Origin of the sequence: Pseudoalteromonas piscicida (assembly GCF_002208135.1) — a bacterium.
GTDB lineage: Bacteria > Pseudomonadota > Gammaproteobacteria > Enterobacterales > Alteromonadaceae > Pseudoalteromonas > Pseudoalteromonas piscicida_A.
In genome coordinates this window covers 3,903,292-3,925,785 of the sequence record NZ_CP021646.1, presented here as the reverse complement: position 1 = coordinate 3,925,785, position 22,494 = coordinate 3,903,292, and the positions used below count along the sequence as shown (strand labels likewise).

General features: G+C 45.0%; 21 protein-coding genes. 13 read left to right on the top strand and 8 right to left on the bottom strand.

Annotated features, from left to right (window positions below; translation table 11 throughout):
• Positions 1-47: 47 nt before the first annotated feature.
• The gene (locus tag B1L02_RS17930) at positions 48-797 is read right to left on the bottom strand and encodes a hypothetical protein (RefSeq protein ID WP_088532111.1); all 750 of its coding nucleotides are present in this window, start codon (positions 795-797) and stop codon (positions 48-50) included.
• Between the two features lie 329 nt (positions 798-1,126).
• Between B1L02_RS17930 and B1L02_RS17925 the strand changes: the two genes are divergently transcribed.
• Complete coding sequence (locus B1L02_RS17925; protein WP_088532110.1) at positions 1,127-2,428, top strand: hypothetical protein; 1,302 nt, start codon at positions 1,127-1,129, stop codon at positions 2,426-2,428.
• 161 nt (positions 2,429-2,589) lie between these two features.
• Here B1L02_RS17925 and B1L02_RS17920 read toward each other — a convergent pair whose 3' ends face one another.
• Together B1L02_RS17920 and B1L02_RS17915 are read right to left on the bottom strand one after the other, a co-directional pair.
• Positions 2,590-2,892 carry a putative quinol monooxygenase gene (locus B1L02_RS17920; protein ID WP_088532109.1) on the bottom strand — a complete coding sequence of 101 codons (303 nt, stop codon included), beginning with the start codon at positions 2,890-2,892 and terminating at the stop codon, positions 2,590-2,592.
• On the bottom strand, positions 2,873-3,103 hold the full coding sequence (locus B1L02_RS17915; RefSeq protein WP_010606951.1) for a DUF2798 domain-containing protein: 231 nt from the start codon (positions 3,101-3,103) through the stop codon (positions 2,873-2,875). The genes B1L02_RS17920 and B1L02_RS17915 overlap by 20 nt, the downstream gene beginning before the upstream one ends.
• Before the next feature lie 89 nt (positions 3,104-3,192).
• Here B1L02_RS17915 and B1L02_RS17910 point away from each other — a divergent pair, with 89 nt between their 5' ends.
• Complete coding sequence (locus tag B1L02_RS17910) at positions 3,193-4,050, top strand: LysR family transcriptional regulator (protein ID WP_088532108.1); 858 nt, start codon at positions 3,193-3,195, stop codon at positions 4,048-4,050.
• Between the two features lie 22 nt (positions 4,051-4,072).
• Here the strand turns inward: B1L02_RS17910 and B1L02_RS17905 are convergent, their stop codons facing one another.
• On the bottom strand, positions 4,073-4,774 hold the full coding sequence (locus B1L02_RS17905; RefSeq protein ID WP_010376576.1) for an NUDIX hydrolase: 702 nt from the start codon (positions 4,772-4,774) through the stop codon (positions 4,073-4,075).
• Positions 4,775-4,952: 178 nt separating this feature from the next.
• On the opposite strand from B1L02_RS17905, the gene prs reads away from it, so the two are divergent.
• From prs to B1L02_RS17875, 6 genes are all read left to right on the top strand, one after another.
• Positions 4,953-5,807, top strand: coding sequence for a ribose-phosphate diphosphokinase (gene prs / locus B1L02_RS17900; protein ID WP_088532107.1), 855 nt, complete (start codon positions 4,953-4,955; stop codon positions 5,805-5,807).
• 11 nt (positions 5,808-5,818) lie between these two features.
• On the top strand, positions 5,819-7,414 hold the full coding sequence (locus B1L02_RS17895; RefSeq protein ID WP_088532106.1) for a nicotinate phosphoribosyltransferase: 1,596 nt from the start codon (positions 5,819-5,821) through the stop codon (positions 7,412-7,414).
• A gap of 113 nt (positions 7,415-7,527) precedes the next feature.
• A complete protein-coding gene (locus B1L02_RS17890; protein ID WP_088532105.1) occupies positions 7,528-8,223 on the top strand; it encodes a response regulator transcription factor in 696 nt (231 codons plus the stop codon).
• Positions 8,220-9,599: a sensor histidine kinase gene (locus B1L02_RS17885; RefSeq protein ID WP_088532104.1), complete on the top strand. Its 1,380-nt coding sequence runs from the start codon at positions 8,220-8,222 to the stop codon at positions 9,597-9,599. The genes B1L02_RS17890 and B1L02_RS17885 overlap by 4 nt, the downstream gene beginning before the upstream one ends.
• Before the next feature lie 66 nt (positions 9,600-9,665).
• Positions 9,666-10,541 carry a pepsin/retropepsin-like aspartic protease family protein gene (locus B1L02_RS17880; RefSeq protein WP_088532103.1) on the top strand — a complete coding sequence of 292 codons (876 nt, stop codon included), beginning with the start codon at positions 9,666-9,668 and terminating at the stop codon, positions 10,539-10,541.
• 404 nt (positions 10,542-10,945) lie between these two features.
• Positions 10,946-11,485: a carboxymuconolactone decarboxylase family protein gene (locus B1L02_RS17875; protein WP_088532102.1), complete on the top strand. Its 540-nt coding sequence runs from the start codon at positions 10,946-10,948 to the stop codon at positions 11,483-11,485.
• A 37-nt stretch (positions 11,486-11,522) separates the two neighbouring features.
• On the opposite strand, the gene B1L02_RS17870 is transcribed toward B1L02_RS17875, so the two are convergent.
• The 3 genes from B1L02_RS17870 to B1L02_RS17860 all read right to left on the bottom strand — a co-directional run bounded on the left by B1L02_RS17870 (position 11,523) and on the right by B1L02_RS17860 (position 14,276).
• Positions 11,523-11,945 carry a hypothetical protein gene (locus tag B1L02_RS17870; RefSeq protein WP_088532101.1) on the bottom strand — a complete coding sequence of 141 codons (423 nt, stop codon included), beginning with the start codon at positions 11,943-11,945 and terminating at the stop codon, positions 11,523-11,525.
• Positions 11,946-11,956: 11 nt separating this feature from the next.
• On the bottom strand, positions 11,957-13,753 hold the full coding sequence (locus tag B1L02_RS17865) for a S8 family serine peptidase (RefSeq protein ID WP_088532100.1): 1,797 nt from the start codon (positions 13,751-13,753) through the stop codon (positions 11,957-11,959).
• Positions 13,754-13,865: 112 nt separating this feature from the next.
• Complete coding sequence (locus B1L02_RS17860) at positions 13,866-14,276, bottom strand: YbaN family protein (protein WP_088532099.1); 411 nt, start codon at positions 14,274-14,276, stop codon at positions 13,866-13,868.
• 232 nt (positions 14,277-14,508) lie between these two features.
• On the opposite strand from B1L02_RS17860, the gene B1L02_RS17855 reads away from it, so the two are divergent.
• The 5 genes from B1L02_RS17855 to asnB all read left to right on the top strand — a co-directional run bounded on the left by B1L02_RS17855 (position 14,509) and on the right by asnB (position 20,953).
• Positions 14,509-15,756 (top strand): Zn-dependent hydrolase, encoded by a 1,248-nt coding sequence (locus B1L02_RS17855; RefSeq protein ID WP_088532098.1) that lies wholly within the window; start codon positions 14,509-14,511, stop codon positions 15,754-15,756.
• A gap of 142 nt (positions 15,757-15,898) precedes the next feature.
• Entirely contained in the window at positions 15,899-16,330 is a 432-nt protein-coding gene (locus B1L02_RS17850; RefSeq protein WP_088532097.1) for a hypothetical protein, read from the top strand.
• Positions 16,327-17,748: a sodium:solute symporter family protein gene (locus B1L02_RS17845; protein WP_088532096.1), complete on the top strand. Its 1,422-nt coding sequence runs from the start codon at positions 16,327-16,329 to the stop codon at positions 17,746-17,748. Before B1L02_RS17850 ends, B1L02_RS17845 begins: the two co-directional genes overlap by 4 nt.
• A 109-nt stretch (positions 17,749-17,857) precedes the next feature.
• On the top strand, positions 17,858-18,928 hold the full coding sequence (locus tag B1L02_RS17840) for an aspartate/ornithine carbamoyltransferase family protein (RefSeq protein WP_088532095.1): 1,071 nt from the start codon (positions 17,858-17,860) through the stop codon (positions 18,926-18,928).
• A 9-nt stretch (positions 18,929-18,937) separates the two neighbouring features.
• Complete coding sequence (gene asnB, locus B1L02_RS17835) at positions 18,938-20,953, top strand: asparagine synthase (glutamine-hydrolyzing) (RefSeq protein WP_088532094.1); 2,016 nt, start codon at positions 18,938-18,940, stop codon at positions 20,951-20,953.
• Between the two features lie 71 nt (positions 20,954-21,024).
• Here asnB and B1L02_RS17830 read toward each other — a convergent pair whose 3' ends face one another.
• A complete protein-coding gene (locus B1L02_RS17830) occupies positions 21,025-22,320 on the bottom strand; it encodes a porin (protein ID WP_088532093.1) in 1,296 nt (431 codons plus the stop codon).
• Positions 22,321-22,494 lie beyond the last annotated feature (174 nt).

Here is a 22,494-nt window from a genome sequence, read left to right as displayed (position 1 = left end):
GCAATCGATAACTTGTTGTTCTACTTGAGTAACTAAGTTACTGCGCTTTAGTTCGATAAAGGCATCGGTAAAACTGTCTTTATATTCTTCCCAACCGCCACAATATGCATTGGCTTCACCGAAAATGGACTGGTGATAAGAAAATACTCCCCCGATTCTTGCCATTCTGTTGTGGATTCGTTTACTTGACGACCATTCGCTTTCTTCACAAATAAGCGAAACAGTTCCGGTTTGAGAAAGTAGCCGTAGTGGCAGGTATCTAAACACGCAGTATAGTCGTTTTCGGTTAGCTGACTTAAGTCGAGTTCTGGGTCTTTAAGTAACTTTTCTAAACAATTCGCGCCATATTTACAGTTATCAAGGCGACAAACAATTTCGCACATCAGTGCAAAGTAGTCTGTGACAGACATTTTGCCTGCTTTGCGCAGCTCCACAAAAGAAGGGGCTACGGTGCGCTCAAAAAACTCAATGTCGAACTCTGAGCGATTCGCCGTCATTTCCACCAAAAAATAGTCGGCGAATGGAAAACCAATGCCAAGTTCTAGGCAATGACGACAGACCGTTTCGATATCTTCTGGGTGGTGATGATCAACTAATTCCCCCATACAAATATCGAGCTCTATCGCACTCAACTCATCACCCATCAAGTCGGCATACTGGATGACTTGTGCTTTCGTGAGTGCTGCGGTGACATCCAAATAACTTTCAAACAGGGCTTCCGATAAGGTTTTTATCTTTGTCTTATCTTGTTGAGATAAAGCTTGTTTTAAGGTGTCGAGGCGAGTTCGTTGTGCCAATCTCCAAAATAGAATTGCGTCATATTTTTTTCCTTAATTACTCATCAGTATTGTCGTGTCAGTGTGGTCGGTTGCTGTGGCTTATAGAGGGGGTCTATAGCGCTCTTCGACTTATGAAGACATGAATAATCGAAGATATAAAGCTGAAAACTGATCTGGTTAAGTATTCAATCAGCGAGAGCACAGTTCGTAAAAACGTCATGTTTTAAATATCAGAAAAGGTCCTTAGATAGTAAATAAAGATCAATTAAATTACGATTGATTTCATTATTTTACACTTGTTTTTTTTTTGTACTATTTTTATCTTTCATCACTATGAAGGATAAAACATGAAAACGCTTATAACCATATCAACAATCTCGCTAATTCTATTCAGCAATATATCACAGGCCGAGGATCCGGTGAGGAAAACAGATGTAATAACAGACAAAGGAAAGCAAAAGGTATCAGTGGTTGATGAGAGCAATACTCCTGTAGAGTTAGATCAATCAGATAGAAATGCTATTACTACCTACGAGTGGATATTAAATATAGCCTCTGTTTCAAATATACCTGATGAGTTGGTTACTCAGAGCGCTGAATTTGTGAATTACTTATTGCTGAAAAAGACAATAGATACGGATCTACTTTATAATTATGTTTTGACTTTAGATGCCAACCTAAGTCAATTACCAGATAAGAAATTTGTTAGTAGAATGAGAGAGCTGACGTCTGATCTGCGTGCAAGTAGCTATGCCGACGAAATTCATTATAACACTAATCTCAGTTATCAATTAAGAACGAGGATGCCAATAATAGTAAAGGCTAGCTTATTGCTGAATGATACAAACGCATCAGATGAACAGTTAAATTACAGAAAAGAGGATTTTGAAAAGGAACTACGTTTGTTTACTGATAAATACATTAGTACAAGCCGGTTTAAAGCAGGCCTAGGCTTTTCATATGCGTATACTCCTAAAATTAACTACCGCGCTAATAATGTGCTTGATTTATCACCTTTCACCCCAGATGCTGTTGGTGGAGTAAATAAAGCTAGCTTTACTCAGAGTTTTGCAAACTCTAGCTTTCCAAGCTTTGAAGTTGCGGCGAAAATGCCATGGGTTGAGTTAGGCATTAGTGTTCCTGTATCTAGCGAAGACTCATCAATAACTACTCCGGTTCAGTTTGTAAAACTAGATGACACCAGTGACAGAGAGGCTGCTTTTAGAACCACCTTAGAATCAACAATAAAAATGGAATATGACTTCTCTTTTAGGCTACCGTTGCTAGGGGGATATAAAAAACTAAGGTTTTCAAATCCAAGAAATAGCCAAATGGATTGGGGACTGTTGTTGGGCTTAACTGGATTTAAAATAGAGGATGAGTTCACTACCGATTTGCGTTTCCGCACAGATAACACACCTTTTAATGAACTCAGCGCAGGAACTTCGTTCTCAACATCAAGAAGCCTTAACTTTCAAACAATATATTATGGTGCTTACTATGAATTTGAATTTGTAGATGAGCTATATATGACTATAGATGTAAAATGGCATAAAAATCAAAGTGAAGGTGATAATCAAATTGACGTTGACGGGTTTACCACCTCTTTGCGCATCATATACGCACCAACTATTGATTTTATTAATTAATCTGAAGGCAGGGTCAAACATGAACTAAAAGGGTTGCATTTAGGGTGAGTCCTAAATGCAACTTTAGTAGTTCCGGAGGTAGTAACTGGAAAAGCATTATTTATTCGCTGTTTAGGTTTGAACAAGGCTTTCAGTTTACTCTATGTTGATCCTCACTTTAATCACCTTACAGGCGATAAAGAGGTAATATCCACCGCTTTTGCCAACCATCCTTGATACAGTGTAAATACCTGTTTGGTGTAAGCTTGCTGGTGATGAAAATCGAACGCGGCTTGATCGACGAAGCGCTCAACTAAGGTAAGTTGGGTGCGGTTTTCACTTTCATAAAGTTCAAAGCGTAAACATCCTGCTTCTGCTCGAGTGGCTGGCAAGATCTCTTGGATTGCGGAAATACAATCTTGATAGCGCTCGGTTTTAGGTGTGATATGGGCGATAACGTTGACGTTATTGTGGCTGTTGGCCATGGTATTTCTCCATAATGCGTTTAGTAACGGCGGTAACTGGGGCTGATAAAACATAGGCGGCGATGAACGAGGCCGGCCAAGCATTAGCAAAGGCATGCGCCCATCGCGTGGTGAAGTCTGCCACTAATCCCAAATTGATGTACGTGACCCATCCAGACACCATAAACGACAGGCACAATGACAGCAGTAATGTAAAAATGAGTTTTTGCATGTTTCCTCCTTTGGCTGTTGGTATGATTGTAGGGAGTTGCCAGCCGATCAGAATGGCAAAAATGGAAAGCTAAGATTGCGGAGATAACCATGCTAGATGACTTACGACTCTTTGTTGAGGTAAGCCGCCGAGGAAGTTTTGCGAAAGCGGCAGAAGACCTTGGCATAGGCGCGCCGACCTTATCTAAGCGGATGTTAGCGCTGGAAGAGAAACTAGGTTATCCACTCTTACTGCGTAGCGCCAGAGGACTTGCATTAACGAATCATGGTCAGGCGGTGGTGGATAAAATGGCGGAGTCTTTGCTCGCCTTGCAAGCGCAAAGTGAGGCGCTATCAACACTAGAAGCGTCCACTTTTCACCTGTTATGCCCGCAAAACTTAATGATTGGTCCTTTGTATACTGCGCTGCAATCGTTTCAGGCCCAGCATCCTGAGATCCAATTGCATGTGGAGCCTGCCAATAGCGTGGCCTTACTCAGCCAAAAGCGGTTTGATTTAACCGTGCGAGTTGGGGAGCTGGATGATTCAAGCGTCTATCAAAAACGGCTGGGGCAAATCGCGGTAAGAGCGGTGGTAGCCAAGGAGATTGCGACTACACAAACCTTGTTTTTGCCCTTTAAAGCATCGCAACTACCCGCAACCGATGAGTGGCGAGCACTATTGGCGCAGTTTAGTCACGTCTCTTATGTGGGTGATATTACCTTAGTGCGTAAACTGGTAGGCTCGGCTAACGGTGCTGGCGTATTACCGATGACAGAAATTGCAGCGTTGGCAGCACAATCTCAAACCGCATTTAGCTATATCGGTGACTGGCAATTTACTCGCAGCATCTACGCGCTTTGGCCAAATCAACGGACTCCACCGACTTACACCAGAGATTTTATTAAGTTACTGCAAATGCGGTGTCAGGAGCTCGATTATCTGCAAGGGGCAGTGATTGCTCTGTAATGAACACCGCACAATTGCATTTTTATCCTAAGCTCAGATTTCGCTCAAAATGCACAATATCGACATCAGGCTTTAGCTTATAGAGCTGTGCTAACCGTCCCCCTGACTTGACCTTTTCATCCAGTGCTTCAAACATATTTGAGGCTTCGATGCGTCTTACCAAGCTTTTGCGCTGAATGGGTTTGGCGATAATGGCTTCGATGGCGGTTTTGAGTTGTCCAATGGTAAATTGATCAGGCAAACAATAAACCGGGATCATGGAATATAACGCCTTTTGCTGCAGTCTTGCCTTGGCCTTTTCAATAATATGCTTATGATCAAAAGCCACGGCGAGATCTGGGATCTCGCTAAGATCCACCCATCTCACATCATCTACCGAGTCTATTTGCGTTGCCACTTGCTGAGGTGAAATCAAGGCGTAATAAACCAAGGTAACACTAAAGCCTCGCGGATCACGGTTGATCCCAGAAAAGGCCTGAAGTTGTTCAAGGTATTGTGGGGCAACACTGGTTTTCTCTTTGATCTTACGTAGCGCGCTCATATCCGTGTTGTCATCCAGCTCAACATCAACAAACCCTCCAGGTAATCCCCAGCGGCCTTTAAAGGGAGCGTTAGCGCGTTTCACCAGCAGCACTTTTAAGCTGTCCTGCAAAATTGTAAATAACACGCTGTCTACCGTGAACAGTGGGTTTTGGTATTGGGTTAAATCGTAATCAGGGCTCATGATATTTTTAGTTTGTGTCTTTTAGACACAATAAACAATTGTGGCCAGTATGGCAAATATACTGAATGCCCCTATGTTAAAAATAAACATTAAATGTCCCTTGGACATAAAGTTGTTGATTGATCAAAAAATGTTTGATACCTTATTTGTGTCTTAGAGACATTATTAAGGAAAGGTTATGAAAGTCACGAGTTATGAATTCTCTGGAAACAAAAAAGATGTTAAATATGAAGCATTTACCTTCTCAGGTGGGGAAGAGCATATTCGTTTCAAGGCCTTTGATTTCCGTGATTGCGAAAAAGTTCAAATCACAGCCAGAGTGACCAATTCTTCTCATATCATGCGTTTACTGATGGCGGTGGATGCATTGAAGCGACTTTGTTTGGCGCGGACGCCAATAGAATTAGTGTTACCCTATTTCCCCTACGCGCGCCAAGACAGGGTATGCGTATCGGGTGAGGCGCTAGGTGCAAAAGTGATGGCGTCACTTATCAATCAACTGGCGCTAGACAAAGTCACCGTGTGGGATGCACATAGCGACGTTGTACCTGCACTCCTTGAGCGAGTGGAGAATGTTGAGCAAACGACATTGATATCGCAATGTCCGGCTTTACAGCAACAGTTGCAGTGCGGTGCACTCACTTTAGTCTCACCAGATGCGGGAGCGAGTAAAAAAACACTAAAAATTGCGCAGCATTTTGGTGGTGAGGTTGAGGTTATCCAAGCACAAAAAGTACGTAACCTTAAAACGGGGGAGATTGTACAAACGCAGGTGCTTGGTGAGGTAAAGGGTAAAGATTTACTGATCGTTGATGATATTTGCGATGGTGGCAGAACCTTCACTGAACTTGCTAAGGTACTAAAATCACAAGGCGCTAACTCAATTGCGCTTTACGTAACACACGGTATTTTCTCTCAAGGATTAGGCGTTTTTAGTGGACTGATCGATACCGTTTACACGACTAATTCGTGCCGTGATAAAGGCGACTTAGCCGAGCACCACGATGTGCAACTCAACATGATTGAATTATAAGGAACATTGCCATGACAATTACCGCAGCAAGTATGCAAAAAGACGTATATAAAGAATTTCACAGCCGCGCTTATCACCCGGAAGTAACAGAGGTTTATGCAAACTTTACCTCGCGTAGCGGCAAGTTAAGCAATGTTGCAAATAACGATAAAGTGGCTTTTGTGGGGCTGCAGTATTTTATCAAAAGTTACTTACAAGAAGAGTGGCAAGACTTTTTCGCAGCAGACAAGCACACCGCTGTGGCAAATCATAGACGGATCATGACAGCAATGTTGGGCTATCCTGTAGACGTGGGTTATCTCGAGGCGCTACACGACTTAGGCTATTTACCGCTGAGGATTAAAGCGCTGCCAGAAGGGACTTTAGTGCCGTATCAGGTACCGCCCATCACTGTGGTCAATACTAAGTCTGGATTTGAATGGCTAACCAATATGATTGAGACGGTATTAAGCTGCGAAAACTGGCCAATCCAAACGAGCGCTACCACCTCAGTTGCATATTTAAAAGTGTTCCGAGAATTTGCTCAAAAAACCGGTTTACCTCAGGAGATCGTGCCGTTTCAGGGTCATGATTTTAGTTTTCGCGGCATGTTTGGTAAGCACGCTGCGGCTATGAGTGGTTTCGGTCACCTTGCGTCTGGTCTTGTAGGGACGGATACCATCCCAGCAGTACTATTTGCTGAAAAGTACTATGGCGCGGATGTCGACAAAGAGCTGGTTGGCTGCTCAGTAGATGCAACCGAGCACTCTGTAACCTGTTCTTGGATCCAAGAGGGTGAAATCGAGTTTTTCCAATATTTGATGCGTGAGCAGTCACCGACTGGGATCCTCAGTGTGGTCTCTGATACTTGGGATTTTTGGAAGCTAGTCACTGAGTATTTGCCAGAATTAAAAGCAGAGATCATGGCTCGTGATGGCACTGTGGTGATCCGTCCAGACTCCGGAGATCCGGTGAAAATCTTGACTGGGTATTGTGTCTCACCAGTATCAGAATATAGCGAGTTGGTTGACTCTCAGCAGCAAGCGCAAGAAATGGCAATGACAGATGGCTTTGAAGCGTATCGTTGGCAGGGAAATTACTATTCAGTCGAACCACACCCAACGCAGCTGCAGGAGTGTGAAGTAAAAGGACTGATTGAATGTCTCTGGGATACCTTTGGTGGCACTGTGACTGATAAAGGCTTTAAATTGCTAGATGAGCATATTGGCGCAATATATGGCGATGCAATTACCCTTGAGCGTCAGCGTCAAATTCTACAGCGACTGATGGACAAAGGATTTGCGTCCAAAGTGGTGCTTGGCATTGGCTCATACAGCTACCAATATGTCACCCGCGATACCCATGGCTCTGCGGTAAAAGCAACCAGTGTGGTTAAAAACAACCAGCGTGTGGCAATTTTTAAAGAGCCAAAAACCGACAGCAAAAAGCGCTCAGCAAAGGGACTGCTCAAAGTAGAACGCGTAAATGGTGAGTTGATCTGCAAGGACAATGTGACCGAGGAAGAAGAAAAGCAAGGCTTGTTAGAAGTGGTGTTTGAAGATGGACAGCTACTAAAAGAAACCACCTTGAGTGAGATCAGAGCCTTGATCAGCACGCAAATTAGTTAGATTCCATTGTTGTTCTCATCGTCTTTTGGTCGCGATAGGTTCCAGCCATCGCGACTTTTGTGCTTCACAATTCCACATCCAATAATTACAATCAGGACAAAAAGCGCCTCCCTATGTCTGACCAATATACAGTTTTATATGTAGAAGATGACCCAAGCAGTGCTGAGATATTACGTTTATATCTGGCACAAGCGGATATGCAGGTTGTCTATTTCGATAACGCCCCAGATGCCCATAGGGCACTGCAAAATCTAACATTTAAACTCGCTATTTTAGATGTCATGCTACCCGGCGGTGATGGCCGTGAGCTACTTAAAGACGCCGTTGCGCGCAACATTCCTACCATTATGGTGACCGCCAAAGTATCTGAAACCGATCGCCTTGAGGGGTTTGAGCTTGGTGCGGATGATTATGTATGTAAGCCTTATAGCCCTAGAGAGGTCATCTCACGAGCCAAAGCACTATGTAAGCGTAGCTATCGCGGTCAGCAGAGTGCTTCCTTGTTGTTTGACGGCTTAAGTATCAATCTTGAGAGCAAATCGGTGACGATAATACAGCAAACGCCTGCGTTAACGGCTGTGGAGTTCGAGTTATTACTGACCATGGCCAAGCAACCGCAACAATTATTTAGCCGGGCGCAATTAATTGAACAAGTATGGGGAAGTGATGCGCCTATTACGGATCGGGCAGTCGATACTCACTTGGCTAACTTGCGTAAAAAACTAGGCGACAGTAAAACTGAGCCCAAGTTTATCGCCACTCGTTACGGGCAAGGCTATCAATTTATTGCGCGTAAGGTGTCTTCATGAAGCTAAAAACCAAATTTACCTTACTTGTGGCGCTTTGCACCTTTGCGCTACTCGGGAGCTTTTATCAACTCTCTAAAAACTCAGCCGAGCGCACCTTTTTAGCGTTTAATAAGCAAAGCGCGGTGACGTTTGGGCACGCTCTGCTTGACGAAGATTTAGTGGAGGAAGCACTGATTGGCAACACCTTCACGAGCCCAGAAGCGACGCTAACGTTTTTAGCATCAACCTTTCCTGAGCAGCTATTTATTTGGCGAGATGCTAACTCAACAGCGGATGTAAAGATCCTCAACCCCGATCTCACCGTAGACTATGAGCAGGTCAAATCCGGTCATCAATTTTCTATCCATCATCCCGGTGTTGCGGCGTTTGTGGTGCAATTTAATGAGGCGCAATATGCGTTATCACCACATGGTGAGTTGTTTTGGTTACCTGAGGTATTGCTAGATAGGTCCTTTGAAAAGGAAGCGTTGCAGCAAGCTATGCTGGATGATTTTATGCTTACTTTGGTGATTTTATCGATTATTGCAGCCCTGCTTGCTTGGTTGGGGGCGTGGTACTTTTTGTCGCCACTTAAACAGCTTAAACGTAGCTTTAAGGCGATAGAGTCGGGAGAGTTAGACACCCGCTTAGCGCTAAAACGCCATGATGAAGTTGGTGAAATCATCAGTAGTTTCAATAATCTTGCGGCTTGGCTACAAGGTTTGCATCAGCAATATAAACAAATGAATTCCGACTTATCTCATGAGCTTAGAACACCACTTAACGGCATTCGTTCGCGCTTGGAGGCGATGGAAGACGGTGTAGTCCCTATGGATAAGTCTCAGTTAGCGGTGATCACCCAAAAACTTCACAACGTCAATCGCATTATCGACGACTTATGTTTGTTGTCATTAACCGAGTCAAAGCAGCTGACGTTGTCTCCAACACGAGTAAATCTCTCTGAGCTGTTAACATCGACCTTAGTGCGTTACCAAGCACAGGCCGAAGCGCGAGGAGTGGTATTGGACGCAGATATTCAATCGGGCGTGACCGTGATGCTTGATGCCGGAAGAGTCAGGCAGATAGTGGTGAACTTACTCGATAATGCGTTTAAATATGGTGCAGATGGTGGCGTTGTGACTTTGCACCTAAGTTACCAAGACAATGAACTGATTATTACGGTTGCCGATCGCGGCCAAGGTATGTCACCTGTTCAACTCGATCAGGTGTTTGAACGTTTTTACCGAGTACAAGCATCACGCCACGATACATCTAGTTTGGGGCTCGGCTTGCCAATTTGCCGTCAACTTGCCGAGTTGATGGGCGCGACATTAACCGCTAGCAGTGTTGAAAATCAAGGCGCACGCTTTTCACTTCGGTTTTCTCGACTAACTTGATAATTGCTTGACAATTGCTCGGCATAGTTAGCTCAACAACGACATCAACAGTTTGAGAGCAAGATTATGAGAGCAATTATTTTATCAGCATTAGCATGTACCACCGTTGGCTGTGGGATCACCGCGTCAACCGCGCCACAATCGCTAACCTTACCGATGAAGTACACCGAGAAAGGTCATGCTTATGTGATGGCAACGCTTAACCATACGGTTACCCATCCTATGATCTTAGACAGTGCTGCGAATGTTGGTATTTTACCGGTAAATCTAAAAGCAGTACTTGCCTTGCCTGAAGATAAGCTAAGTAAAATGGACGTGCAAGGTGCAAGTGGCAGCTCAGAGCTAGTATTGGCAACGCTAGATCATACCAGCGTCGGTCATTTTGATGCAGAGTCGCTTCCTTATGTATTCAAAGATATGACCCGCTTAGAGGTGGAAGGTGTTTTGCCTGGAATTTTGGGGCATGGATACATGTCGCAATATTGTAATGTATTTGATTTTAAAAATAATGAGTTGAGTTTGTATCAAGGGGCTTGCCCAAATAGTGTGACACAAGGCTTGAAGAGTGAAAGTTTTAAAATAGATAACAATTTCATCAAGCTGACAGCAAGCTTTAATGGCGAGCGCGTTGACGCCGTGCTTGATACCGGCGCCCCAACCAACTACATCAACTCACACTTGGCAAATAAGTTGGCATTAACACTGGGTGAAGAAGATATCAGCCGAGGGTTGAACGACCAAGTGACTAAGAAAATGGCTATAGAATCACTATGCTTTAGTTTGGGTGGCAAGGAAATCATTAATACCGAAAGTCACTTATCGGATATGCCAGTGTTTGAGGTACTTGGATATAAAGACGAGTCATTTATTCTGCTGGGTTTAAGTAATTTCAACGACGATAAGCTAATTATCGACTACTTTGAGAACAAAGTTTACTTTTGATCTCAACGCTGCTGGCTTGACCCCGACCAGTCATTAGCGAATTAAATTTCATATTAATTTAGACAGTTATTACGTTTACTATAGCGAATAGTTATTTGAATGATCATTCAAGTAAGGTTAGTCTAGCACCCAATGAGTAGTAAACCTGAGGTTTGGATAAGGAATGAGCTAACTCTTTATTCTTAAGCTCACATTAAATTATTTCCTTATCTAGCCAGAAAGTTTTTGGGGATAACAAGGCGAATTTACGCCTCAATAGCTGGCTATTGGAAGTGAATTCAACGCAGTTAGCGCTAAAACTGGCTGCTAGAAAGGCATTAATTATCCGCAGCTCAGGTTAGTTAACCTGAGGTTAGTTTGAGCTCAGGTTATACCAGTACAAAATGCATCAAGAGGAGCAACTGATGACTGACTTTACAATCCATACCGTAGAATCTGCACCGCAAAAAGGTAAACCATTACTTGAGAAGTCCCAGCAGGCGTTTGGACGTATTCCGAACCTTCATGGTGTAATGGCGGAATCACCGGAGCACCTTCATGGCTATCAAGTGTTACATGAGGCTTTTTTAAATAGCTCGTTCAATAACGATGAAAAAACTGTGGTGTGGCAAGCGATTAATGTAGAACATGAATGTCACTACTGTGTGCCTGCTCACTCTGCCATCGCAAAATCAATGAAAGTAAGTGATGAATTGGTCAAAGCGCTGCGCGAGCAAGCACCGCTGGGCGATGAGAAGCTAGAAGTGCTGCGTGCCACTACACTTGAAATGCTGCGCGAACGTGGCAAGTTGAGCGATGCACAAACGAAAGCGTTTTTTGCCGCAGGTTATACTAAACAAAATCTGCTGGAAATTATCTTAGCGCTAAGTCAAAAGGTTATGAGTAACTATGTGAATCATATCGCGCATACTCCGCTGGATGATGCTTTTAAAGCGTTTAGCTGATCAGTAGAGAGGCATTTAGCCTCTCTACTAACGTGCTTTACTCGCTTTCCAAACCTTCAAGCTGTAAGCCTATCTGAGTACTCAATACCCCTGCTTGTGCACGTAAATATGCATTCAAGGTTGTGAGATCAGTTTGTGCGTCAGCGTGGCGGTAGATGGCGCGGTTACCGCGAACGTAGCTTAAAATTAGATTATTGTCGCTAGCGAAAGTATTAGCATTAATAATCGTAAGGTGTTCAACGATAATCTCACCAGTGACGGTATAAACTTCCCCAGTTGCTGGTGATTGTAGTTTCAACCCTTTAACCAGTGTGGTGTTATTTTCTTCAAGTGAAACAAATGATTGGTTGTTGATGTTTATTTCAGCACCTTGTGGTACTTCAGTTAACTCAATTAATCCATCGTTTGTCGCAAGTACTTGGCCACTAAGTAGTAAGGCAGTTAAAACGAATGCTTTCATAGTGGTTCTCCTTAGTTATGACCAATAAAACGAATTTGCCAAGATGTTAGTACACCGTCTTGTGCGTTATTTCTATGCACCGCTTGAATATCTGGAGCTCCGTTACGCGGATCAAAGGTAAATGCTTCATCTTCACCTTGGGTGTCAATTAAGCGAATGGTCCATTGACCTTGTGCAGGTTCGCCATAAAAGTGGTGTGATAGCATTTGCATATCGTTAAAGCCGTTACGCCCTGAAATTGTGCCTGTTCTGGGTGTCATTAAGACACTGCGCGTACCTGATGGAGAAATGAGTTCAATCGCAACGTCACGGGTACTAGTATGCTCACCGGTAACACGGATCTGCACCGCTTCAACGGTGACATCGTTGTCAATCTGTACCGAACTTTCGGCACCAGCGAGGCTTCCGTCAGGAATGGTGACATTAGCATTAACTCGCTGCCAAGGTGTGATAGTGAAGTTTCCTCTGTCCTCATTATAGAACCGAGCCATAGTTACTGCCGCATCAACATCAATAGCGCCAAAGCCATAGAAGGTATGGAAGTTATAACCCGCGGCATTAGTTTGCCATGCAGGAATGGCATCATACTGCTGTGCCTCACCAGCTGGATTGTTAAAGGTCAATGTAACGCCCGGCTGGTCTGGGTCAATTTTACGTGCTGTTGAAGCTAAAATATGTCTAACATCGCGCCACGTTAACGCGGGGTTCGCAGACATAATCAGCGCAATTGCACCAGTCGTGTTGGGTGCCGCAGAAGAGGTACCATTCATTGTCGCGTTATAATCACAGTTTGGATCGAGCGGGTGCCCGCCATGTAAACTATTGCGAGGGTTCGCAGGGTTTTTACCCCAATCACAGCCACTAATATCGGTTGAGATAATAGCAGGTGTTGTTGAGCCATATTCGCCACCCGGCGCACTGACGAACACACTAGAGCCTACTGTTGAGTATGAGGAACGCTTACCATCGGCATTATATGCGGAGACTACTAAGTTCCAGTAGCTGGTATCGATACGCTCCAAGTTAACGTTTTGCATTGGTAGACCGTGGTTACGGTTGGAGAACCAAAGATAGCCAGGACCTAGTCCGCTAGCGTTAAAACTTTGCACTTGATAACCATTACCTGCGGATTTTACGAAAATTGCACCGCGGCCGCTGTGGCTTGTGGTGGTGATCTCTTCTTGAGCATCTTCATAGGTCTGTAACCAAGGAGAAAAGTCATAATTGAATGTCTGAGGCGATGAAAGGGTACGGCCATAGCTTTGGTTAAAAACGCGAGGAAAATCAAAGGAAGCTTTGTTGAAGCCGTCAGAGTACATACCGTGAGACTGTAACCAGTTTTCCATGTTACCGTTTTTAAGATAGTTAAAACCGACTAGGCCGGCTCTTGGCGCTACACCGCGACCACCAATACCGTTAAACGCGCTTGCAGCGATGATACCTGCAACACCAGTCCCGTGGCTATCTCCACTGTCGGCTGGTTTTAAATCAGGAGAGTTAGTGAGAAAATCCCATGAACCGGGTTTTACGTTGCCAACGAGATCAGGGTGAGTAAGCTCGACACCACCATCAATGACTGCGGTGGTCACGCCAGTTCCCATAATTCCAAGGGCGTGAGTGAGGCTAAGATTAAGATCTTCTCCTGCAATACCACCACGCTCAGAAAACGCATCTTGCCCTGTATTTTTCAAGTGCCATTGCTGGTTTACGAGTGGATCGCCGGGAAATAGAGGGTATTCCTGTTGGGCATTTGCTGTGCCGTGTAGTAACCCTAGCAGTGTGGCTAGGTAAGTTATTTTTATTTTCATGGTATCTCAACTTGTTATTGTTTCTTTTACAAGAACAAACTGTATACCCTAAAAAGGTACTCAATGTAAATAGTGGGTTATATATGTATTTTTGTTGTTTTTATTTTGTTTGTTATAAGTGTGGGTGTTTTGTGTCTACAGGAATGGACGATGGTCGCGTAAGAATATAGCTGAGCACCCCCGCTTCGGTTATCGCGACAGACCATACCACCCAAACAGGCGCGCTGCTAAAGCCCAAAGCCAGTAAACCAACACTCATGCCAATCACAGCGCCAATCTTACCTTTTACGGGGATCACCTGATATTGCCGCCATGCAACCAGACTCGGGCCAAATTTTGGGTGGGTGAGCAGCCAGTTTTCTAACTTGGGAGAAGAGCGGGTAAAGCAAGCAAGGGCGAGAATAAAAAAGATGGTGGTAGGCATAACAGGCAGTGCCATACCGACGAAGCCAAGACCAACAAAGACAATGCCAGCAGCATGCAGCCAAAAACAGCGATTGAATAAGGGGATTTTCTTACGCATAGGCATCCTCATATTTCGGGAGTGCTAAACTGACAGTACATCGCGATGACCTGAACCAACATTGTTAACCTGAAGCCATTACTAAAAGGATATCACAGCGGCTGAAATTCGCGAATTTTCAACTAAGCTAAAGCAAAGAGATCATCAGTCGGACGTCAGTGTTTAAAATAGCTAATCTGATCTCAGATTTAATACAGGGAAGTGGTGCGACTGAAACGTTGAGGGGCAAAGTATGCAAGTAAATTTAGAACGTCTTAAGTCTACCTTATTTGCGCTCGCGGAGTTCGGCTATAACCATGAAGATAAGGGAATTTATCGCCAAGGTTTTAGCAATGAGGATTTTGCAGCGCGTAAATGGCTGATGGAATGTGCTCAAAGCGAGGGGTTCGTGAGTCGTATGGATGGCGCTGGCAATGTGATTATTGAAATGACCAGTCCTGATATAGCAGCGAAACCTGCGGTGATCATCGGCTCCCATCTTGACAGTGTCCCCGCTGGTGGCATGTTTGACGGAACCTTGGGTGTGATTGCGGGATTTGAATGTATTCGTATCTTGAAAGAGCACAATGTGCAATTAGATAGGCCTATTTGGGTCATTGGCACCAGTGAAGAAGAAGGACGCTTTGGTGGCATGATAGGCGCTCAAGCGCTCACTGGAAAGTTAACGCCTCACCAATTGCTCACAAGTCATGATGCGGATGGGTGTATGCTGAGTGATGCGATGCGCGCACAAGGCTTAGACCCTATGGATGCACTGAATGCGAGACTGGAACCTGAGCAAATCAATAGTTTTTTTGAACTACATATAGAACAGGGACCAGTGCTTGATCAAAAAGGTATTCAGATTGGTGTAGTGGAAGGGATTTCTGGGGTATTTAAATGGATGGTTAAACTAATTGGGAAGGCTGATCATGCAGGTACCGCACCCATGGAGATGCGCAGCGACGCTTTTATGGGGCTAGCTGATTTTGCCTACCAGTTAGATCGAATTATTGCAGAGGACGGTACGGATACCACGAGGATCACCGTCGGTAAAGCAGAGTTAAAGCCAGGCTTCGCACATACGATTGCCGGCGAAGTGGATTTTACTATCGTCGCGCGTGATATGGACGAAACGGTGATGGAAAACCTCGAGATTGCTTGTCGTAAAGCGCTTTCAGCCATCGCTCGAAAACACCATTTAATGTTTGAATATGAGCAGGTGAGTTGGTTGTCTCCAATGAAGTGTACACCGGAGATGGTGCGATTTATTAGTCAACAGGCAGAGGCTTTGTCGCTGAATTATCAAATCATGCCAAGTGGTGCCGGTCACGATAGCCAGTTTTTTTCAGAAGTGTGTCCCACGGGGCTAATATTTATTCCATCCCTAAATGGCGTGAGCCATGCACCAGACGAATGGAGTCACTGGCATGATGTTGAAGCAGGGAGTAATTTGCTGCTGCAATGTGTTCAAAAAAGAGCAATAGAAACAAAAGAATAAATGTAAAACTGGGGTGAAATTGGGTGACGGTTTACTAGACAAATTTGATCCTTGGGCTAGTCTTTGTTACTACTAGAATAATGTGGATAGCAAAACTTGCGGCGAATTCAGGCTTGGATAACCGCAGTTAGGGATTATGAGGATGTGGATCGCCCGAGTAGTAACCTTGGTCTTACTTGCTGCGAGCTTTAATGGGCTTGCCGCCTCGTTGAGGGTGAGCGATGAGGTTGTGACTGCTGGGTTTATTACGCTGCACATTGAGCGCACAGGTCCGCCTCGACAGCAGTCAACACAGCTATCCATTCAACATCTTTCAAAACCTTACTCCCTCTCTATTGCGCTTCAGCCGTCTCAACAAGCGGTAACCATCAGCGGTTTGGCTGATGGTGATTATCTTGCAACTTTAGGCGATTCTTCGTCAAATTTGACACAAACGTCGGCTTCATTTTCAGTCAAACATCACCAGTTAACGCTGGCGCTTGCACTGTTTGCTTTGGGTTTGTGCTTATTTGTGCTGCTTGTAGGGATGATTGTGGTGGGTAATAAGCAAACACACGATAAGGAAGGCGTATGATAAATGCTTCATTGGCGCTCGGTCTTGCACTGGCGTTTGCTTTGCTATGGGTATTTTTTGGCTGGTGGATTGGTAGGCGAGTACAGTCACATAATGAATTTGCGTTGGCTGGTAGAAGTGTCGGATTGGCCTTTGCCTGCGCTACCGCGATGGCAACTTGGGTGACCAGTAACACCACCTTAGTTGCGCCGCAGCTCACCTATCAGTTTGGTATTTGGGGCATGATAGGCTACGCCTGTGCCGCCTTCGGATTACTGCTATTTGCGCCGCTAAGCCAACGCATCAAAACTTTACTACCCCACGGTTATACCAGTGGCGACTTTATGCGTTTGCGGTTTGGGCGTTTCTCTTGGTGGATCTTTTTGCTGATCTCTTTCGTTTATGCCATGAGCTGGCTCGTCAGCTTGGGCATGGCGGGTGGCATTTTGCTACACACCCTAAGTGGCCTAGATTATCACCTTGGAATGTCGATTATTCTGTTGATGTGTGTGGTCTACACGCTCTTTGGCGGCCTAAAAGCGGTGATCGCTACGGACTTTCTACAGGCCATTATTATCTTGGCTGGCGTCGTCGGAATTGCCATTGTCGTGGCGATGAATGTTGGGCTTGAACCAATTCACCAAAAGCTCAGTAGTGACCACCCCAAACTACTCGACCTGCTGTTTCCCGCCGCTGTGATGTTTTTGTTCAACAATATCTTTTTTGGTTTAGGAGAAATCTTTCATAGCAATGTGTGGTGGTCAAGGGCGTTTGCATTTAAAGGTGGAGTGGGCAAAAAGGCGTATTTTATCGCAGGTCTACTGTGGCTACCGATCCCTATCGTAACAGGATTTATTGCACTGGCAGCACCAAGCTTAGGCTTGTATCCCGCTAGCGCCGATATGGTGGGACCCTTGGTTGCGAGTCAAGTGCTCGGCTACACCGGCTCGATCATTCTGTTCATTGTGGTGTTTTCAGCGCTGGCATCGAGCTTGGACTCCTTGCTTGCCGCAACGTCAGATCTCATCAATCAAGACATTTACCTGCAATACATCAAACCAAAAGCGAGCGATAGCGAGCGTTTAAAAAGTGCTAAGTGGATTATTGTCATGCTCGGCGTGGTGACTTGGCTCTTGTGTTTACCAAAAATCGCCACGTTGGGTGCCTTGTTGAACTTTGCTGGCGCCTTTGTCGCCAGCACCATTTGGCCTATCGTATTTGGTTTGTACTTTTCGCGTATGACGGGCAATAGCGCTGGCTGGGCTATGTTGCTTGGCACGCTATCAGGCTTGATTGGGTATTTTTACATTGGTTTTTATGTCGCCGCATTAATTTCTTGTGCGGTGTCGTTATTAATTTGTGTGATTGCTTGGCGTTTTAGCCAGCAATCATTCCATTGGCAAGCGTTGGGCGCACAAACAAAAGTGGAGGATGTATGATCTCATTGAGCGCATTTTCTAGTTTAATTTGGCTGGCCATAGTGGCCAGTTGTTTATGTCCTGTTGTCCTTGTCGTTATGTTCCTTATTGATTTTAAAAAGAGGCAGTTATGGTAAGTGCGCAGCAAGTAGAGTTTGATCGAGCACAGCCGGATGTTTACGGGGATGCACATCCCAAAGCTTTACTCAGAGCGATACAAGAAGACGGTGATAGACTTCATTGTTTGGAGAATAAGCACATTATCAGTGTCGACCATCTTGACCGAGACGTGCTGATCCAGTTATTTCGCCTTGCAGCGAAGTATGAAAGCAATCCTGCAAGGTTCAGCTCGCCGCTTAGTGGCAAAATTTTGATCAGTGCGTTTTATGAACCGAGCACTCGCACCCGCCTGTCGTTTGAAAGTGCATGGCACCGCTTAGGGGGCGATATTATGTCGATTACCGATCGCTCCTCAACGGGCATTGCGAAAGGGGAGTCGCTGCAAGATGTCGCCGAGATGTTCAATAATTATGGCGATTGTGTCGTCTTACGTGACACCTCTGTGGAGTCTATTGAAGAGATGATCCACAGCCTCCGCATTCCAATTATCAACGCTGGTAATGGCATTGATGAGCACCCAACACAAGCGATGTCTGATCTCTACACTATCTTCAAATGGCGGCCGTCGTTATTACTCCCTGACAGCGAAGCCTTTAGCCCTATAAAAATTGGCGTGATTGGCGTGCCGAGCCAAATGCGTACGGTGCGTAGCCTGCTGAAAATGTTTACACATTTTCCGCGCATTGTGGACGAAATATTCCTGCTCTACGACGAGAGTGTCGAAGAAGCAGTGTCGAGCGAGCAATTAGCCCAGCTAGAGAAGGCTGGAGTCAAGGTATCCATTGGCCATGACCTGAACGCCGTTTTACCTGAGCTGGATGTAGTGTATATCAACTCAATTGCCTGGGTTGGTGAAAGTTTCGAAACCTATGGTAAGTCGTTTAAATTGAGCGCGAATTCCCCTCTTAAACCCGATGCGATAGTGCTTCATCCGCTGGCGCGAGGTGAAGAGCTGTGTACTAGCTTAGATGCCACACCACACAATTGGTATTTTAGTCAGGCACGTGGTGCCGTCTTTTTACGGCAAGCCTTGTTGACCTGTATGGTGCAACGCGCCAGTACTGTGATGGATGTGATTTAGGGAGGTATTATGTGCGGAATTGCAGGTATTTTTTCAACGCAAGCGCAAACACAGATAGATAATCAATTATTGGTAAACATGGCAGCCATTCAACATCATCGTGGTCCCGATGGCTTTGGCTATAAACAAATGGCTGGCGTAGGATTTAGTCACGCCAGACTGTCGATAATCGACCTCGACGAGCAAAGAGGACGACAACCCTTTATTAGTTCTGACAAGCGGCTAATGTTGGCGCACAATGGCGAGTTTTACGATTACGCGCGGATCCGAGCTCAGTTGGTAGCAAAGGGGGCAAGATTCCAGAGTAAGAGTGACTCAGAAATTGCTATGCACTTGTATCAGCAACTTGGTCTTGATGAGATGCTGACGCATCTGCGCGGAGAGTTTGCGTTTTCGTTGTATGACCAACAAACCGATACATTGCACTTGGTGCGAGACCGCTTTGGTATTAAACCTTTGTACTACACCCAAACAGAAGATGAAATTGTGTTTGGTTCCGAGCTCAAAGTGTTGTTTGCAAACCCTAAAGTTAAGCGTCGATTTTCCAGTGAAGGTTTATTTCATCAACTGATCCAAGTCATGGTGCCCGGCAGCACGGCGTTTGCGAATGTACATCAAATCAAACCTGGACATGTCGTTAGCATCACCAGAAGTGAACAAGGTTTTAGCATTGAAGATAGACCCTATTGGGATGTTAACTTTCCAACGGCACAAGCGTATTTAAATAGCAAAGATGAAGCATATTACATTGATGGTGTGCGCGAACAGCTGCTAGAAGCGGTGCAGTTGAGACTCACCGCAGACGTCCCGGTCGGTTGTTACTTAAGTGGTGGCATAGATTCATGCGCTATTTTGGGCCTGTCTTCGGCCGCAGCACAAGCGCCAATTAAGGCCTTTACTATTGGCTTTGATAACGCAGAGTATGACGAAACACCGATTGCAAAACAGATGGCACAAGCCACCAAAGCCGATCATCATATTATGTCGTTAAGCGGTGACGAGCTATATGGGCATTTTGAGCGAACGTTATGGCATACCGAACGAACCATTTATAATACGCTTGGTGTTGCTAAGTATTTGATGAGTCAGCAAGTTAACGAGTCTAATTATAAAGTTGTGATGACCGGAGAAGGTTCCGATGAGCTTTTTGCGGGTTATCCTGCGTTTAGAAAAGACCTGTTTTTATATGGCTTAGATGAACTTGATGACACCGAAAAAGCCCAGTGGCAAACCATGCTGGAAGACAGCAATAAATTATTTAAGGGCGCCATGCTTTCCCGTGAGCAATACGACAGTGCAGCGTTAGACGAAGTCGTAGGCTTTACGCCGAGCTGTTTACAGCCTTGGCTGTCGTGCAGTCACTTTGCCCATCAACTCGTTGCCGCCGAACACAGAGAGCTACTCACGGGTTATGATGCAGGCAAAGCAATCGCTGAGACTTTAGATGATGCCATGTTAGAGTCCCGTCATCCACTAGATAAAGCCCAGTATGTCTGGATTAAAACCATGCTTGAGGGACAAATATTAACTTGGGGCGGTGATAGGGTCGATATGGCCAATTCGATGGAGGCAAGACCTGCCTTTTTAGATCATCACCTTGCTGAGTTTGCCTTTACCATTCCGCCGCAATATCGCATTAAAGACCGTAAAGAAAAGTATGTGTTACGTGAAGCGATGAAAGGGCTGCTGCCAGAAGTGCTGTACGAGCGAGAGAAGTTTGCTTTTATGGCGCCACCGGCGCACTCGGATGAGAAAAAGTGGGCGGCAATGCGCGTGCTGGCTGATAAATACTTGTCTAGACAAGCTGTAGAGGCCGCAGGCTTACTAGACTTTGAAGCGGTGAATACACTGTTTGAGTTACATGATTCGCCAGACGCAGATGATTCACTCAAGGTGCAACTAGATGCCGTGATCAATCACTTACTTGGTGTGCAAATACTCCACAAGCAGTTTATCGCCACAGATTTACCGCAATTTGCCGCCGCTGAAGCGGAGCGCCTAGGCTGGATCGCCACAATAGAATAACGAGACAACAAAAAGGCGATGCACCAACTAGTGCATCGCCTTTTTCATTTAATAAAGATTAATCCATTAGATTAAAAGTAATAACCGAAGTTAATATTGAAGCGACGTTCGCTGTCGTCACTATCTCCAGCGATTGAACCACCAATAAACGGCTGGTTTTTCGCGTGCACTAAATCAACATAGGTGAAAAACGCACCAGCAGCGAGCGAAACACCAGTCACATTCATCCAAGTGTCTTCGGTGTTGTCGGATTTGTCGTAAATAATACCGAAGTCGTTATAAAACTGCAGATCAGTAATTGGACCGAACTCAACTGGCAGGTTATAGGCTACGTTAAAGTTCGACATGGTTGCTTCCGCTGCGATAGAGTCATAAAACGCGTAAGCACCTACTGCCATACGGTTTACGTCATCGATATCGTACTGGTATTCACCATGTTGTAGCTGTAAGTTCCAAGGGCCAATATTGCTATTTAGATGCAATGCCCATGCGTTGTAATCACCCGCTCGGTCGTTACCATCATGAAGGCCACCGGCAAGGCCAGAGACACCAATTTCAGTTGTGCCACCGCTATGCTCAATATGATATGCGTAACGACCAACAAAGGTGTTGTATTCACCAATTGGTTGCGTCGGGTCGTCATAAACGCCATCGCCCGCTTTACGGAAACCCACCACGTCATAAGAGTAGCGATCACTGCGGTCATCCACGTAACCATCGACACCACCTAGCTCATCATTTTTGAAAAAGCCAAGGTCAAGCTGCCAGTTGTCCGCCACTTTGCGTTTAAATACCACCCCCATGTCGTGGTCGTCTTCAAGGCCAATATAATAGGTAGTGTTAAAAAACCAGTTGTGCGAATTGTAAGGTGAGTTACCAAAAGGCACTTTAGTCATACCAACCTGGGCTTGCCAATGGTCGGCAAAGTCATAGTCGAGGTAAGCGTATTTTACCGCAGTCATATAGTCGAAAAAGCGGATTTCAGCATTTAAGCCAAAGCCACCGACATTGCCAGAAAAGTTCAATCTGAAAATATCGAAGTCAAAATCGCCGCCACGGTTCTTGTTGTCATCGTCATAAGACGTATGGCTGTAGTTTGTTCTGATCGCGCCGCCGACTTTGATGGCCGGTTTTGCTTCAGCCGCTGCAACTTGAGTGTTAGTTTCAGCTTTCGCTTCGGCTTTTTCAGCCTTGGCGATTTTTTCCTGTTGTGCTCGCGCCTGCTCTTTTTGTTCTAGCTGCGTGAGTTTCTTCTGAAGTTCAGCCAGTTGGCGCTTTAACGCGTCAATTTCTGAGTTTTCGGCAAGCACTGAATTAGAGCAAAGTGCTAGACCTAATCCGAGTGAGATGGTTGAAAGTTTTAACATAGTTATCCCGTTGTTGAATGGTTGAGCGCAAAAACCTCTTACAAATTGTAGACCACCAAATCTATCATTGCAGAAAGCAGACAAATTTTATGATCCTTGATTGAATTATCCATAGTAACACTGCGGCCTTTACGACCTCAAAATTACACAGCATGTAACCATACCTAAGATGAA

Excerpts from the sequence above, each read along its gene's own strand:
- B1L02_RS17920 (WP_088532109.1), bottom strand. The coding sequence starts at position 2,892 with ATGGCCAACAGCCACAATAACGTCAACGTTATCGCCCATATCACACCT.
- B1L02_RS17860 (WP_088532099.1), bottom strand. The coding sequence starts at position 14,276 with ATGCGTAAGAAAATCCCCTTATTCAATCGCTGTTTTTGGCTGCATGCT.
- B1L02_RS17875 (WP_088532102.1), top strand. The coding sequence starts at position 10,946 with ATGACTGACTTTACAATCCATACCGTAGAATCTGCACCGCAAAAAGGT.
- B1L02_RS17885 (WP_088532104.1), top strand. The coding sequence starts at position 8,220 with ATGAAGCTAAAAACCAAATTTACCTTACTTGTGGCGCTTTGCACCTTT.
- B1L02_RS17905 (WP_010376576.1), bottom strand. The coding sequence starts at position 4,774 with ATGAGCCCTGATTACGATTTAACCCAATACCAAAACCCACTGTTCACG.
- B1L02_RS17840 (WP_088532095.1), top strand. The coding sequence starts at position 17,858 with ATGGTAAGTGCGCAGCAAGTAGAGTTTGATCGAGCACAGCCGGATGTT.
- B1L02_RS17910 (WP_088532108.1), top strand. The coding sequence starts at position 3,193 with ATGCTAGATGACTTACGACTCTTTGTTGAGGTAAGCCGCCGAGGAAGT.
- B1L02_RS17850 (WP_088532097.1), top strand. The coding sequence starts at position 15,899 with ATGTGGATCGCCCGAGTAGTAACCTTGGTCTTACTTGCTGCGAGCTTT.
- B1L02_RS17915 (WP_010606951.1), bottom strand. The coding sequence starts at position 3,103 with ATGCAAAAACTCATTTTTACATTACTGCTGTCATTGTGCCTGTCGTTT.
- B1L02_RS17845 (WP_088532096.1), top strand. The coding sequence starts at position 16,327 with ATGATAAATGCTTCATTGGCGCTCGGTCTTGCACTGGCGTTTGCTTTG.
- B1L02_RS17865 (WP_088532100.1), bottom strand. The coding sequence starts at position 13,753 with ATGAAAATAAAAATAACTTACCTAGCCACACTGCTAGGGTTACTACAC.
- B1L02_RS17890 (WP_088532105.1), top strand. The coding sequence starts at position 7,528 with ATGTCTGACCAATATACAGTTTTATATGTAGAAGATGACCCAAGCAGT.
- B1L02_RS17870 (WP_088532101.1), bottom strand. The coding sequence starts at position 11,945 with ATGAAAGCATTCGTTTTAACTGCCTTACTACTTAGTGGCCAAGTACTT.
- B1L02_RS17895 (WP_088532106.1), top strand. The coding sequence starts at position 5,819 with ATGACAATTACCGCAGCAAGTATGCAAAAAGACGTATATAAAGAATTT.
- prs (WP_088532107.1), top strand. The coding sequence starts at position 4,953 with ATGAAAGTCACGAGTTATGAATTCTCTGGAAACAAAAAAGATGTTAAA.
- B1L02_RS17830 (WP_088532093.1), bottom strand. The coding sequence starts at position 22,320 with ATGTTAAAACTTTCAACCATCTCACTCGGATTAGGTCTAGCACTTTGC.
- asnB (WP_088532094.1), top strand. The coding sequence starts at position 18,938 with ATGTGCGGAATTGCAGGTATTTTTTCAACGCAAGCGCAAACACAGATA.
- B1L02_RS17925 (WP_088532110.1), top strand. The coding sequence starts at position 1,127 with ATGAAAACGCTTATAACCATATCAACAATCTCGCTAATTCTATTCAGC.
- B1L02_RS17880 (WP_088532103.1), top strand. The coding sequence starts at position 9,666 with ATGAGAGCAATTATTTTATCAGCATTAGCATGTACCACCGTTGGCTGT.
- B1L02_RS17855 (WP_088532098.1), top strand. The coding sequence starts at position 14,509 with ATGCAAGTAAATTTAGAACGTCTTAAGTCTACCTTATTTGCGCTCGCG.